Consider the following 14926-nt stretch of genomic DNA (forward strand, 5'->3'; position numbering starts at 1 on the left):
GTGTGGGGGGTGATGCCCCAGGTGGCGAGCAGGTGGGTGAGGGCGGTCTGCAGGGCGAACAGGGCGGGCTGGGTGTAGAGCGTCTGGTCCAGCAGCCTCTGGTCGGCCTCCCCGAGCAGGACCTCCCGCAGCGGCACGGGTGTGTGTCCGGCCAGGTGCTCATCCAGTGCCTGGATGACGTGGTCGAATGCGGTGGCGAAGGTGGGGTAGGCGGCGTACAGGCCGCGTCCCATGCCGGGGCGTTGGCTGCCTTGGCCGGTGAACACGAACGCGACCTTGCCGGGACGGGCGGTCCCGGTGATCACGCCGCTGCTGGAGGTGCCGTCGGCGAGGGCGCGGGTGCGCTCCAGGAGTTCGTTTCGGGTGGTGCCGGTGATGACGGCGCGGTGGTCGAAGTGGGCGCGGGTGGTGGCCAGGGAGTGGGCGATGTCGACCGCGTCCAGGCTGGGGTGGCGGTCGAGGTGGTCGGCCAGGCGGGCGGCCTGGGCGCGTAGTGCTTCGGGTGACCGTGCCGAGACCACCCACCCCACCACCGGCACCCCACGCCCCTGGGAAACCTCCACCGGCAGCGCACGCCCGCTGCCCTGAGGGTCGTCCGAGAGCAGCGGTTTCGGGGCGTCCTGGCGGACATCCGCTCCTTGCGGCAGGGCGAGGGCGCTGTTCGCCGGCGCCGCATGCTCCCCGCCGCCTGCGGCCGTCGGCCGCGTCCGCGCCGGAGACGGGAGTGCGGGCTCGTCGTCCGAAGCGATGGTGCCAGTCGGCTCTGGTGCCTGTTCGATGATGACGTGGGCGTTGGTGCCGCTGATCCCGAAGGACGACACTCCGGCCCGCTTCGGCCGCCCGGTCTCCGGCCAGGGCACGGGCTCGGTCAGCAGGGCGAGCCCCGACGACCAGTCGACGTACGGGGAGGCCTCCTCGGCGTGCAGGGTCCTGGGCAGCACCCCGTGCCGCATCGCGAGCACCATCTTCATGACACCGGCCACGCCCGCCGCCGCCTGGGTGTGCCCGATGTTCGACTTGAGGGAGCCGAGCAGCAGCGGGCGTTCGCGGTCCTGGCCGTAGGTGGCCAGCAACGCCTGGGCCTCGATGGGATCGCCGAGCGTCGTGCCCGTGCCGTGGGCCTCGACCGCGTCCACCTCGCCGCCCGTCAGCCCGGCGTCCTCAAGGGCCCGGAGGATCACCCGTTGCTGCGCCAGGCCGTTGGGCGCGGTCAGGCCGTTGGAGGCGCCGTCCTGGTTGACGGCGGTGCCGCGGACGACGGCCAGCACGGGATGCCCGTTCCTCCGCGCGTCCGACAGACGCTCCACCAGCAGCAGTCCGACGCCCTCGGCCCAGCCGGTGCCGTCCGCGGTCGCGGAGAACGCCTTGCAGCGTCCGTCCGGCGCGAGCCCGCCCTGCCGCGAGAACTCGGTGAACATCCCCGGCGACGACATCACCGTCACTCCGCCCGCGAGCGCGAGGTCCGACTCGCCCGATCGCAGCGACCGTACGGCGAGATGCAGCGCGACCAGCGACGACGAGCAGGCCGTGTCGACGGTCACCGCCGGGCCCTCGAAGCCGAAGGTGTAGGAGATCCGCCCGGAGGCGACACTGGCCGCGGTGCCGGTCAGGGCGTACCCCTCGGAGCCCTCGGCCGTTTCGTGCAGCCGGGGGCCGTAGTCCTGGGGCATCATGCCGACGAACACGCCCGTCCGGCTGCCGGCCAGCGACCGCGGCACCAGACCGGCCCGCTCGAAGGTCTCCCACGCCACTTCCAGCAGAAGCCGCTGTTGCGGATCCATGGCCGCCGCCTCGCGGGGGCTGATGCCGAAGAACTCCGCGTCGAAACGGTCGGCGTCGTGGAGGAAGCCGCCCTCACCGGTGACCGACGTGCCCCGATGTGACTCCGCCGGGTCGTGCAGCGCCTCCGCATCCCAGCCACGGTTGACGGGGAAGGTGGTGACGGCGTCGGTGCCGTCGAGCACCAGGTCCCAGAGCTTTTCCGGGGTGTCGGCACCTCCGGGCCACCGCCCGGCCATCGCGACCAGCGCGATCGGCTCGTCCGACGCCGGATCTCCGGCCGCCGGCGGTGTGAAGGACGGCACCACTGCATGAGCCGACGTGCCGCCCGTCGCCACGCCACCCGTGGTGCCGCCCGTGGTGCCGTTGCTCGTGCCGCTCCCCGGGGTGCGGGCCTCGGACAGAGCGCGCAGGTGGCGGGAGAGCGAGAGCGGTGACGGGTGGTCGAACGTGACGGTCGCCGGAAGCGGCAGACCGGTGGCGGCGGCCAGAGCGTCCCGCAGTTCCACCGCCCCCAGCGAGTCGAGCCCCAGCTCCTTGAACGTGAGCTCGGCTTCGACGCCCGCCGCGTCGGCGTGACCCAGGACGGCCGCCGTGGCTGACAGGACTACATCGAGCGATGACCGGCCGTCCTCCACCGGCCCTCCCTCATGTCGGGCTCCCCGCTCGTGCTGGGCCTCCGGCTTGACGGGCGCCTCCTGGCCGCTCTGCGCCTCCGGTTCGTGCTGTGTTTCCGGCTTGCGCTGGGCCTCCGGCTTGACGTGTGGCTCCTGCTCGGTCTGTGCCGCCCCTTCGTGCCGCGCCGCCGACCCTGCGGCCTCCCGCTCGGCCGCCCACCCGGTTGCCCGCTCGGCCTCCTGTCCGGGCGCCTCTCCTGGCGCCGCCGGGGCGACCGATGGAGCGGGTTTGCCCGCGTACGGTGCCGCACCGGCCGGTGCGGCGCTCTCCTCCTCGGCGGGAACCGCGTCGAGCCAGTACCGGCGTCGCCGGAAGGGGTAGGTGGGCAGGGGCACCCGCCTCGCACCGGGCCGCACGGTGCCGCTCCAGTCGACGTCGCCGCCGTTGACGTGGAGCACGCCGAGCGCCCGGAGGAACTCGTCCAGATCCCCTCTGTCGCGGTGCAACGTGCCGGTGACCAGACCGTCGCGGCCGGTGGCGTCCAGGATCTTCCGGATGTCCGGCGTCAGGACCGGGTGTGGTCCGGCCTCCACGAACACGGTGTGGCCGTCGCCCAGCGCCGCCTCGACGGCCTCCTGGAACCGCACGGTGTCCCGAAGATTGCGGTACCAGTACCCGGCGTCCAGCTCCGCCGGGTCGAACCGTCCGCCGGTAACCCCTGAGTAGAACGCCACCTCGCCGCGCCGGGCGGGCCGTCCGGCCAGGGAGCTCACCAGGCGGTCTCGCACGGTCTCGATGCCGTCCCGGCCGGAGATCCCGGCGAGCGCCTGACCGCACAGGACCGCGATCGCGGCGGCGTCGTCCAACGACAGGGCGCCCGCGACGTGCGCTGCGGCGATCTCCCCCTGGGAGTGGCCGACGACGGCGTCCGGCCGGACGCCGAAGTGTTCCCAGAGCCGGGCCAGCGCCACCGTGACGGCGAACAACGCGGGCTGCGCGACGTCCACCCGATCGATCGGAGCCGCACCTGGGAGGTTCCACAGCACGTCGCGGGGCGACCAGTCGACGTATGGGCGGAGCGCCTCGGCAGCCTCGGCGAGATGCCCGGCGAAGACGGGGGAGGCGTCGGCCAGGGCCCGGCCCATGCCCGCCCACTGCCCGCCCTGCCCCGGGAAGACGAGCACGGTGCCGCCGAGCGCACGTGCCCTGCCGTGTACGACTCCCGGCGCCACGTCGCCCACGCCGAACGCCTGTAGGCGTTCCCGCAGCTCGTGGCGGTCCGCGCCGACCACCACCGCCCGGTGCTCGAAGGAGGTGCGGCCGGTGGCGAGCGAGAGCGCGACGTCGGACAGGTCGCCGTCGAGCGCGGGCGAGCCGGACAGCCGGGCCGCCTGTTCGCGAAGCGCGTCCGGGTCGCGGGCGGAGAGGACGAGCGGCACGGCCACCGGCCCGCCGGTCTCGTCCCGGCCCTCCACCGCACTCCAGCTCTCGGCCCGGCTTTCGCCCCGGCTCTGGGCCTGGCTCTGGGCCTGGCTCTGGGCCGGGCTCTCGGTCTCGCTCTCAGCCGGAGCTTCGTTCCCGTCCGGGGCTTCGCTTCGGTGCGCGGCTTCGCCGCCGCCCCTGATCCCCCCACGGCCGGTGGCGGGGGACGTGTGTTCCTGCGGAGGCTCGGCGAGGACGACGTGGCAGTTCACCCCGCCCACGCCGAACGAGCTGACCCCCGCGACGAGCGGCAGGCCGGGCCGAGGCCAGGGGGACGGCTCGGTGACCACCCGCAGGTTGAGCGCGTCCAGGTCGATGGCGGGGTTCGGCGTCTCGTAGTTCAGGCTCGGCGGGACCTCGCGGTGGTGGATGCCGAGCACGGCCTTGAGGAGCCCGGCGATGCCGGCCGCGCCTTCGAGATGGCCGATGTTCGTCTTGACCGAACCCACCAGGAGCGGCTGCGTCGCGGGCCGTGCCGCCCCGAGCGCCGCGCCGAGCGCGGCCGCCTCGATCGGGTCGCCGACCCTCGTGCCCGTGCCGTGCAGCTCGACGACCTGTACGGCCCCGGGGTCGACACCGGCCCTCTCCACCGCGAGCCGTACGACCCGCTGCTGCGCGGCGGCGTCGGGAACGGTGAGGCCGGGGGTCGCGCCGTCGTTGTTGACCGCGCTGCCCAGGATGACGGCGTAGACGTGGTCTCCGTCGGCCAGAGCGCGCCGCAGCGGCTTCAGCACGACGATCCCGCCGCCTTCCCCGCGCGCGTAGCCGTTGGCCCGGGCGTCGAAGGTGAAGCACCGGCCGTCGGGGGACAGGCCCCCGAACCGTTCGGCGGTCGCGGTGCTCTCCGGGACGAGGTTCAGGTTCACCCCGCCCGCCAGGGCGACCTCCGACTCGCCCGAGCGCAGGCTCTCGCACGCCAGGTGCACCGCGACCAGCGCGGACGACTGGGCGGTGTCCACGGTGAGGCTCGGCCCCCGCAGGTCCAGGGCGTACGAGATCCGGTTGGCGAGGATGCCGCGGGTGAGCCCGGCGAGCGTGTGCCGGGTGATCGCCGCGCCGCCGCGCCCGTAGACGAGCGCGGCGTAGTCGGCGGCCATCGCCCCGATGACCACCCCCGCGGGCGTGCCGGCGAGACCGGCGGGCGGGATGCCCGCGTCCTCCAGCGCCTCCCAGGCCAGCTCGAGCACCAGCCGCTGCTGGGGGTCCATCGCCGCCGCCTCCTTGGGCGAGACGCCGAAGAAGCCCGCGTCGAACCCGTCGACCTGGTCCAGGAACCCGCCCCGCAGGCCGGCGAGCCGGGGCTCGCTCGTCAGCCGGCTCCGCGGGGGCGCGCCGACCGCGTCGCGCCCGGTGCGCAGCAGGTCCCACAGGGCGCGCGGGTGCGCCGCGCCCGGCAGCCGGCAGGCGAGGCCGACCACCGCGACCGCGCCCGCACCATAGGTGACCGCTTCGTCCATGCTGAGCATCCGCCCCTCGTCGAGCCTTGCGTCGTTTCCCGCCGCGTTCTCCCGGGCCGGCCGGCGTGCCGGCCCTGAAAAGGCCGGCCGTCACCGTCCCGCCGCGCCGCCCGGCCGCTCGGCCCACCCGCTCACGCCGCTTCCGCCGGAAAGGAGAAATACGCCCGCCCGGTCGCGCCCACGTGGCGGAACACGCCGGGAAAGGGAGGTGAGCGGCCCGCGGACTTTCTCGCCGGAGCGACGCCCTCCGGCCGGGACCGGCACAATCGACATTTGCACGAATTTCGTGAAATAGTCAACTGTGATGGCGAACACGCTTCTTCCGGGCTATCCATAAGGATTTCTTTTGATATTTCATCAAATATTCTGATTAGACCGTGAGAATGGCTCGCGGCTACCGTTCCGGAGAGGAAAGGCCGGGCCGGACGACCGAGCGGAAACGCGAGCAGGGGGTGCGCCGATGACCGCTGCGCAGACGGAGACTGCCCAGACGGAAACCGTGGGGGAGGACCGGGAGGATCGGGACGATCGCGATCCCGCCGCCCGGCTCGCCCGTCTGCTGGACGCGGACTCGGCGGCGCCGCTGCATCCTGGGGACACGAGCGGCGTGCTGGCGGTCACGGGCCGGATCGGCGGGTCACCGGTGGTCGCCTTCTGCACCGACGCGACCGTCATGGGCGGGGCGCTGGGCCTGGCCGGGGCCCGGCACATCGCCGCCGCCGTGGACGAGGCGCTGCGGCGGCGGGTGCCGGTCATCGGGGTGTGGCACTGCGGCGGGGCCCGCCTCGCGGACGGGGTCGAGTCGCTCCACGGAGCGGGCCTGGTCTTCGCGGCCAACACCCGCGCCTCCGGGCGCGTGCCGCAGATCTCGGTCATCGTGGGTCCCGCGGCGGGCGCGGCGGCCTACGGCCCGGCCCTGACCGACCTGATCGTGATGTCCGGTGAGGGTCGTGTGTTCGTCACCGGTCCCGACGTGGTCCGCCGCGTGACGGGCGAGGACATCGACATGGAACGCCTCGGCGGCGCGGACGCGCACGGCCGCCGCTCCGGCGTGGTGCACGTGGTCGCCGGTGACGAGCAGGACGCCTTCCGGCGCACCCGCGTGATCGCCGGCCTGCTGACCGGGACCGGGCGGTTCGACCTGGAGCGCCTGACCGACGACCGGGATCCCGCCGCCCTGCTGCCCGAGTCGGCCCGCCGCGCCTACGACATCCGCCCGGTGATCCGGGCGCTGCTCGACGACGGCGCGGACGGTCCCGCGTTCGTGGAGATCCAGCCTCGCTGGGCGCCGAACGTCGTCGTCGGCCTCGGCCGCCTGGCCGGGCACCCGGTGGGCGTCGTGGCCAACAACCCGCTGCGCATGGGCGGCTGCCTCGACTCGGCGTCGGCGGAGAAGGCGGCCCGGTTCGTCCGCATGTGCGATGCCAACGGCGTCCCACTCGTCGTGCTGGCGGACGTGCCGGGCTATCTCCCCGGCGTCGACCAGGAATGGGGCGGCGTGGTCCGCCGGGGGGCGAAGCTGCTGCACGCCTTCGCCGAGGCAACCGTGCCCAGGGTCACGGTGATCGTCCGCAAGTCCTACGGAGGGGCGTACATCGCCATGAACTCCCGCTCCCTCGGCGCGACCGCGGTCTTCGCCTGGCCCGGGGCGGAGGTGGCGGTCATGGGCGCCGAGGCGGCCGTGGGCGTCCTGCATCGGCGCCGCCTCGCCGCGGCCGGGTCCGAGGAGGAGCGGGAACGGCTGCTCGCCGAGCTGGTCCGCGAGCACGAGGAGCGTTCGGGCGGGGTCGGCCGGGCGCTCGAACTCGGGGTCGTCGACGAGGTGATCGACCCGAGGACCACCCGGCGGCGGGTGGCCGAGGCCCTCGCCGCGGCGCCCGCCTCGCGCGGCGCGCACAACAACATCCCGCTCTGACACCCCGCGCCTTGCCCGCCCCGCGGCTCAGCGGCCTCCCGGCCTGGACACGGGGCGCTCTGAGTAGCTCCTGGCCTCGACCCAGCGGCTCCCGGATCCGGGTCCCGGCGGGTCTGCTGCGGAGTTCTCAGTGGTTCCGGGCCTGCGGGCCGGGGACGGCCTCACCGGCGACGTCGGCGTCGGTCCTGGGCGTCACCCGCCGCCGTACGGCCAGGCCGAAGCACGTGACGGCCAGGCTGAACGCTCCGGCCACGACGAACGGCCCGGCGGGGCGCCACGCGTCGAACAGCGCCCCGCCGAGCGCCGAGACGATCATCACGCCGGCCGCGCCGCAGAGCGTGTGGACGCCGAACGCCGACCCCCGCACCTCCGCGGGCGCCTGCTGCGCGAGCAGCGGGCCCGCCGTGGTGATGGCGGCGATCTCACCGACCCCGATCAGCACGGCGACCAGCATCATGCCCGGGCCGAGGGGATCGGTGACGAGCAGCGTCGACAGGTAGGCGACGGCGGCGACGGCCTGCGCCAGGACGACCAGGTCCTGACGCCGCATGCGGTCGCCCAGCCACCCGAACAGCGGCGCGCACAGCAGCGCGACCATCTGCGACACGCCCACCACCGCGCCCGCCTTGGCCAGCGCCGCCGCACCGGTGAGGCCGCCGTGCTCCGTGCCGTAGTTCTTGATCCACAGGGACATGAAGGCGACCACGATCGCGAGGTCGGCGCGGGCCACGAACGACGCCGCGTACGACAGGGCCACCCCCGGGTCGCGGACGAGGGCCACGCCCTCGCGCACCAGGCGGACCAGCGGCACCCGCGCCGCCGCGACGGGCCGCCGCCCGGACAGCGTCAGCCACAGCAGGCCCGCCGCGGCCACGATGCCCGCGGCGATCAGCAGGAACGCCGTGCGGGCCGCCCGCACCGGCTCCATGCCGCCCGACTCCAGCGTCTGCGGCAGCCGCACCAGGACCAGCACGGCGACCAGCGCGCCCAGCCCGCCGAAGAAGCCGACCAGCCCGTACGACGCGCCTCGTGACCTGCTGCGCACATAGTCGATCGCGATCGTTGACAGCATCGCGTTGATCGCCGCGACGCCCAGGCCGAACACCACCCGCAGCCCGGCCAGCGCGGCCGTGTTCCCGGCGAACGGGAACAGCGCGGTGCCGGCGGCGCACAGGGCCAGCCCGGCGACCACGATCACCCGCCGCCCGAACCGGTCGGCCAGCGCGCCGTACCACGCGAGGCTCACGACCATCGCGATCTCGGCCGCCGTGTTGAGGAGGCCGACGACGGTGCCCTGCCGGGACTCGGGCAGACCCAGGATCACGCTGAGGACGTGCGGCTGGGCCGACGGCAGGAAGGAGATCACCGCCGTCCCCGCCGTGGCGAGCGCCAGCAGGGCCCACATGTTGCCCTTGGTGACGCCGTCGGCGAGCCACGCGCCCAGCACGCGGCGTGCCCGGGAGGACTCGGCGCCGGGCTCGCGGCCAGGCGCGGGGCCGGCCCCTGGGGCGGTCTCGGGGGGTGCGGGCATGAGGCGATCATGACACCGGACGATGCGACTATTCGGGAAATATCGCGTTCTTCATTGCGATCGGATGAGATGGCTTCACTTTCCCGCCTCCGGCTACGATGATCGCCACTGGCGAGGGGGGAGATCTCCATGGATCCGGGGGAAAGCGGGACCGGTGGCGAGCCCGTCGTGGCATCGGGCGCCGGGGCTGGTTTCGATCCGAACGTGCCCAACGCGGCCCGGATGTACGACTATTTCCTGGGCGGTAAGGACAACTTCCCCGCCGACCGCGCGGCGGCCGAGCAGGTGCTGAAGCATGTGCCGGAGATCCCCCTCGGCATCAGGGAGAACCGGGACTTCCTCGTCCGCGCCGTGCGGTTCCTCGCCGGCCGGGGCATCCGGCAGTTCCTCGACATCGGCGCGGGCCTGCCCACCCAGCGCAACGTCCACCAGGTGGCGGCCGAGCACGCGCCCGGCGCGCGGACGGTGTACGTCGACAACGACCCGCAGGTGCTCGCACACGCCCGCGCGCTGCTCCAGGACAGCCCGGAGGTGCGGGTCGTGCAGGGCGACCTGCGGCGGCCGGAGGAGATCCTGGCCCATCCGGACCTGCGCGACCACCTGGACCTCACGCGGCCGGTCGCCGTCCTGCTGCTCGCCATCGTCCACTTCCTGCCCGACTCCGACGAGCCCCGCCGCGTGATCGGCCGGATCCGCGACGCGCTCGCCCCCGGCAGCTACCTGGCGATGTCGCATGTCGCGGTCGACGAGCGCCCGGAAAGCGCGCCGGACGTGGAGCGGGTCTACCAGGGCGCCTCCGCGCAGTTCGTCGCCCGCCGGTCGAGCGAGATCACGCCCTTCTTCGAAGGGCTCGACCTGGTCGAACCCGGCATCGTCAACCTGCACCAGTGGCGGCCCGAGCACGACGCGTTCGATCCGCGCCTGCTGGGCGTCGAGAGCTACTTCCTGTGCGGGGTCGGCGCCGTCCGCTGAGGTGCCTCCCGCGCGGAGGGCGCGAGCCTGCCCGCGCCGAGCGCGACCGCCAGCAGCAGCACGGCGACCAGCCCGAACGAGGCGGGCAGCCCGGTCAGGGAGGCGATCCCGCCGATCGCGCTCGGTGCGACGAAGCCCGACGCGTAGCTGACCGTGGCCGCTCCCGCGACGCCCTCGCTCGGCGTGCGCCCGGCGTGGCCCGCCGCCGCGAACACCAGCGGGACGACCACCGCGATCCCCAGGCCGATCAGCATGAACCCGGTGGCGGCCGGGACCGGGGAGCGCGCGGCCACCACGAGCAGCGCGCCGAGCGCCGCCAGCGCGCCGCCGCCCCTGACGGTCGCGACCGGGCCCAGCCTGCGGACCACCGCGTCGCCGCACAGCCGGCCCGCCGCCATCGTGCAGGCGAAGGCCGTGTACGCGGCGGCGCCCACGGCCTGGGACGCGCCGGCCACCTGCCCGAGGTAGACCGCGCACCAGTCCTGGGCCGCGGCCTCGCCGAACACCGCGCAGAAGCCGACCAGCCCGATGACCACGACGCCGCGCGACGGCAGCACGAAGTGCGGCGGGGCCGCCTCCTCCTCGCCCGCCCGCACGTCGAGCAGCAGCGGCCCCACCGCCAGGGCCACGAGGAACAGCACGACCGCGGCCCCGCCCAGATGCGCGCGGGCGTCGAGCCCCGCGTTGGCCGCCAGCGTCCCGACGGCGCCGCCCGCGAGCGTGCCCACGCTCCACATCCCGTGCAGGCCGGACATGATCGGACGGCCGAGCCGCTGCTCGGCCACCACCCCCTGGGCGTTCATCGCGACGTCGCCGACGCCGGCCACCGCGCCGTACAGCAGGAGCGCCGCGCACAGCAGCGGCAGGTTGGGCGCCAGAGGGGGCAGGACGAGGGCCAGGCACCACAGGCCGATCGAGACCCGGGTGACGGCCCGCCCGCCGAACCGGTGCGTGATCCGGCCCGCGGTCGGCATCGCCAGGATCGAGCCCATGGCCGGCGCGAGCAGGGCCAGGCCGAGGCCGCCGGGCCCCACACCAACGTGATCCTGGATCCAGGGGATGCGGGAGGCAAAACCACCGGTGACCGCCCCGTGCAGGGCGAAGACGACCGACACCGCGAACCTGGCGCGTCTCAGTTCCCGAAGATCCACGGTCGTACGCTATTGCGTGCCCGGCCGTGCGGTCGCCGCGGGCACGTGCGGTCACCCCGGGTGCGCCGCCGCGTGCGGGGGGTGCCGTTCGGGGTACGGGCGGAAAGACCGTTAGGGTCTTCCCGTGCACATCCGCCCCATGAGGAGCTTGACATGTCCGTGAACGAGATCGAAGACGGACCCGGCTTCGCCGACCTGGCGCTTGGCCCGGAGCTCCTCAAGGCGCTGTCCGGCCTCGGTTACGAGGAGCCCACCCCCATCCAGCGGGAGGCCATCCCGCCGTTGCTGGAAGGCCGCGACCTGCTCGGGCAGGCCGCCACCGGGACGGGCAAGACGGCCGCGTTCGCGCTGCCCATGCTGCAGCGGCTGCACGGCGTCCTCCGCGCGGCGGGCGGGGAGGAAGGCGGCGAGCCCGGCGGGCTGGTGCTGGTGCCCACGCGCGAGCTCGCCGTCCAGGTGTCGGAGGCGATGCACCGCTACGGCCGCGACCTCGGCACGCGGGTGCTGCCCATCTACGGTGGCCAGCCGATCGGCCGGCAGCTGCGGGCGCTGGAGCGCGGGGTGGACGTCGTCGTCGCCACGCCGGGCCGCGCCCTCGACCACATCGGCCGGGGGACGCTGCCGCTGAAGGGGCTGCGCATGGTCGTCCTCGACGAGGCCGACGAGATGCTCGACATGGGCTTCGCCGAGGACATCGAGGCCATCCTCCAGGACATCCCCGAGGAACGGCAGACCGTGCTGTTCTCCGCGACGATGCCGCCGCGCATCGACGGGATCGCCCGTCGCCACCTGCGTGAACCCGTCCGCATCAGGATCGAGCGGGAGGCGCCCGCCGCCGGGGAGGCGCCGCTCATCCGGCAGAGCGCCTACATCGTGAGCAGGGCGTACAAGCCGGCCGCGCTGGGCAGGGTGCTCGACGTGGAGGCGCCGACCGCGGCGATCGTGTTCTGCCGCACCCGCGAGGAGGTCGACCAGCTCACCGAGACGATGAACGGCCGCGGCTACCGCGCCGAGGCCCTGCACGGCGGCATGGGCCAGGAGCAGCGCGACCGGGTGATGGGCAGGCTGCGCAGCGGCACCGCCGACCTCCTGATGGCGACCGACGTGGCCGCGCGCGGCCTCGACATCGAGCAGCTCACGCACGTCATCAACTACGACGTGCCGTCCGCGCCGGAGTCGTACGTGCACCGCATCGGCCGGGTCGGCCGGGCCGGCCGCGAGGGCGTCGCGATCACGCTCGCCGAGCCCCGTGAGCACCGGATGCTGAAGACCATCGAGCGGGTCACCCGCAGCAGGATCACGGTCGAGAAGGTGCCGACGGTCGCCGACCTGCGCGCCCGCCGCCTGGAGCTCACCCGGGCCGCGCTGCAGGAGAGCCTGATGGAGGACGGCGACCTCGACCGCTTCAGGGTCGTCGTCGAGACGCTCGCCGACGAGTTCGACCTGGTGGACATCGCGCTCGCCGCGGTCAAGCTCGCCCACGAGTCCACCGGAGCCGCCGCCGACGAGGAGGAGATCCCCGAGGTGACGCCGCGCGCGCCGCGCCCCGAGCGCGGGCCGCGCGAGGGCCGTGACGACCGGTACGGACGCGACGACCGGCGCGGGCGGCGCGGCGGCGGCCCGATGAGCCGGGTGTTCGTGGGAGCAGGCCGTAGCGCCGGGGTGCGCCCCCAGGACATCGTCGGCGCGATCACGGGAGAGACCCGGGTCACCGGGCGGGAGATCGGCGCCATCGAGATCGCCGACCGGTTCACGCTGGTCGAGATCCCCGACGCCGCCGTGGACGAGGTGGTCGAAGCGCTGCGCCACACCACCATCAAGGGCAAGCGGCCCACCGTGCGCAGGGACCGCGACGGCGCCCCCCGCGGCCGCCGCTGACGGTCCCGGCACGGCCGCCGGCTCCGATCACCCGCCCGTGGTCACCCGCCCGTGGGGCTGGCGGCGCGTTCTCCGCGTTCTCCCGTGGCGTCTCGCGCCGCCATCCTGCGCAGGGCCGCCCGCCACCGGCCGAGCAGCAGCACGAGGAGGGCCGCCAGGACGGCGACGCTCAGCCCGGTGCCGAGCAGCGCCCCGGTCCGCTGGTCCGCCGCCGGATCCGGGGCCCAGGACAGCCCGAGCGCCGCGTACCACTGCGGCGCCTGTCCCGGTCCGGTGAGCACCGCCAGGCCCGTCCAGATCCGTACGGAGATCGCCGCGGCGAGCATCCACGCGCGGACCTGCGGCCGGATCGACCACGGGAGCGGGTCGACGCCGGCCGCGACGACGAAGAAGAGCACTCCGGTGACGATCACGACGGTCTGCGCGGCCAGCCGCAGGGCGAGGCTCGGCTGGGCGAACGCGAACAGCCCGGTCAGATACAGCGCCGGGTACGGCAGGGCGTACAGGGCCAGTGCCACCATCGGATGGGACAGCGTGCGGGCCGCAGGGCCGTCGAGCGCGTCCGGGCCGGGGTGGGCGCGCCGCCACAGCGTGAGCGGGGCGCCGGCGGCGAGCAGGACGGGCCCCACCGCGCCGAGCAGCGCGTACTGCGCCGCGTGGGCGGAGAACAGCGCCGGCGCGTACGCCGCGACCCCTCCCGACGTGGCGTAGGCGAGGATCAGCAGGCCCGCCAGCCAGGAGACGGTCCGCCCGGCCGGCCACCCCGCGCCGTCCGCCCGCAGCCGTCGCACGCCGGCCAGGTAGGCCGCCGCGGCCGCCGCGAGCAGGAGCAGCGCGATCGGGTCGGGCCGCACGTCCGTGGCGAGCGCGCCGGGGGTGAACGGCGGGAGGGCGTATCCCAGGGCGTCGTGCTGGTGCTCGGCCTCGCCGGCGGGCGGCGCGCTGCGCCCCAGCGCCACCGCCAGCGCCAGCGTGCCGGCCATGACCGTGATCTCCCCGGCGGCCAGCCGGACGAACGGCGCGCGGGACACGCCGGTCCGCAGCGCCTCGATCGTGGCGCGCCGGTGCCGCCACCCGAACCAGCCCAGCGCGGCGAGCGCGGCGATCTTGGCCAGCACGAGCAGACCGTACCTGGACTGCCACAGCGGGGGGAGCGCGCCGAGCCGGACCCAGGCGTTGAGCGCGCCGGACGCCGCGGCGGCGGCGAAGCAGCCCAGGGCGAGCGTGCTGAACCGGCCCACCGCGACGGCCAGGCCGGGCGCGGCGCGCAGGTGCGCGACGAGGGCGTAGAGGCCGCCGGTCCACAGCACGACGGCCGCGACGTGCGCCATCAGGCTGAGGACGGCGAGGTTGTGGTCGGCCGCCGAGGCCGAGTGCCCCACATACGCCGGGGGCAGCACCGCGAGGATCGCCACCGCCAGCAGCACCGCCCGCCAGGCGCGTCCCCACGGCAGGAGGGACCCGGCGGCGAGGGCCACGGCCGCCGCCGCCACCACCGCGAAGGCCTGGCCCTGCGGGATGTTCAGCAGGAAGACGGTGAGCGCGCCGGAGCGCATCGCCTGGCCCGCGGGCAGCCCCAGGAAGTCCGACAGGGTCAGGACCTCGGTGACCATCGCGCTCAGCGCCCACCCGGCCGCCCACGCGGCGGCGGCCCGGGCGAGTGACCGGGTGGTCCCGGCGTCTGTGGCCCCGGCGTCCGCACGGCCGGTGCCCGAGGAACCGGCGGGGACCAGGACGACGGACGCGAGCAGCACGCCGACCGTCGCGGCGGCGCACACGTCGAGCACGAGGCGGGCGACGGGCAGGCCCCAGGTGGTCAGCGCTCCGGGTGAGGGCAGCCCTTCGATGGCCGGGCGTGGCCCGGCGCCGCCGAACCACAGGGCGAGCACCAGCACGGCCGCCGCCGTCGCCACGACGGCGGTGACCGGCCCGGCGGTGATGAAGCCGCCACGGCGCGGGGGAGAGGTCATCGGGGGGTCCCTCGGTTCGGCACCGTTGATCGGTCATGAGTATGACCGGTATGTGGCCGATAGGGGAGTCCTGCCGCACTCGCCGGCCGCCGTCTCGGCGTCCCGGTGAAAACTTCAACGCCGCCGGCGCAGTTCGGTGCCCGGGCGCGGGCGACCGGGAGGATGCGGTCTGT

7 protein-coding genes are annotated in these 14926 nt (G+C 74.8%); 3 read left to right on the forward strand and 4 right to left on the reverse strand.

The window, feature by feature from the left end:
* Positions 1-5336, reverse strand: a 5336-nt coding sequence (locus FED44_RS37230; RefSeq protein WP_138460628.1) for a type I polyketide synthase, incomplete at its 3' end; no start/stop codon positions are given.
* A 460-nt stretch (positions 5337-5796) separates the two neighbouring features.
* Here FED44_RS37230 and FED44_RS11325 point away from each other — a divergent pair.
* Entirely contained in the window at positions 5797-7251 is a 1455-nt protein-coding gene (locus FED44_RS11325) for an acyl-CoA carboxylase subunit beta (RefSeq protein ID WP_138460629.1), read from the forward strand.
* A gap of 127 nt (positions 7252-7378) precedes the next feature.
* Here the strand turns inward: FED44_RS11325 and FED44_RS11330 are convergent, their stop codons facing one another.
* Positions 7379-8782, reverse strand: coding sequence for an MFS transporter (locus FED44_RS11330; RefSeq protein WP_138460630.1), 1404 nt, complete (start codon positions 8780-8782; stop codon positions 7379-7381).
* A 129-nt stretch (positions 8783-8911) separates the two neighbouring features.
* Here FED44_RS11330 and FED44_RS11335 point away from each other — a divergent pair, with 129 nt between their 5' ends.
* Positions 8912-9754, forward strand: coding sequence for an SAM-dependent methyltransferase (locus FED44_RS11335; RefSeq protein WP_111701464.1), 843 nt, complete (start codon positions 8912-8914; stop codon positions 9752-9754).
* Here the strand turns inward: FED44_RS11335 and FED44_RS11340 are convergent.
* A complete protein-coding gene (locus FED44_RS11340; protein WP_111701465.1) occupies positions 9721-10905 on the reverse strand; it encodes an MFS transporter in 1185 nt (394 codons plus the stop codon). The two genes, FED44_RS11335 and FED44_RS11340, sit on opposite strands and share 34 nt — an antisense overlap.
* Before the next feature lie 153 nt (positions 10906-11058).
* Here FED44_RS11340 and FED44_RS11345 point away from each other — a divergent pair, with 153 nt between their 5' ends.
* Entirely contained in the window at positions 11059-12783 is a 1725-nt protein-coding gene (locus FED44_RS11345) for a DEAD/DEAH box helicase (protein WP_111701466.1), read from the forward strand.
* Between the two features lie 41 nt (positions 12784-12824).
* Here the strand turns inward: FED44_RS11345 and FED44_RS11350 are convergent, their stop codons facing one another.
* Positions 12825-14753 carry a bifunctional copper resistance protein CopD/cytochrome c oxidase assembly protein gene (locus tag FED44_RS11350; RefSeq protein WP_138460631.1) on the reverse strand — a complete coding sequence of 643 codons (1929 nt, stop codon included), beginning with the start codon at positions 14751-14753 and terminating at the stop codon, positions 12825-12827.
* Positions 14754-14926 lie beyond the last annotated feature (173 nt).

Source organism: Microbispora triticiradicis (assembly GCF_005864065.1).
Taxonomy (GTDB): Bacteria; Actinomycetota; Actinomycetes; order Streptosporangiales; family Streptosporangiaceae; genus Microbispora; species Microbispora triticiradicis.

Excerpts from the sequence above, each read along its gene's own strand:
- FED44_RS11325 (WP_138460629.1), top strand. The coding sequence starts at position 5,797 with ATGACCGCTGCGCAGACGGAGACTGCCCAGACGGAAACCGTGGGGGAG.
- FED44_RS11330 (WP_138460630.1), bottom strand. The coding sequence starts at position 8,782 with ATGCCCGCACCCCCCGAGACCGCCCCAGGGGCCGGCCCCGCGCCTGGC.
- FED44_RS11335 (WP_111701464.1), top strand. The coding sequence starts at position 8,912 with ATGGATCCGGGGGAAAGCGGGACCGGTGGCGAGCCCGTCGTGGCATCG.
- FED44_RS11345 (WP_111701466.1), top strand. The coding sequence starts at position 11,059 with ATGTCCGTGAACGAGATCGAAGACGGACCCGGCTTCGCCGACCTGGCG.
- FED44_RS11350 (WP_138460631.1), bottom strand. The coding sequence starts at position 14,753 with ATGACCTCTCCCCCGCGCCGTGGCGGCTTCATCACCGCCGGGCCGGTC.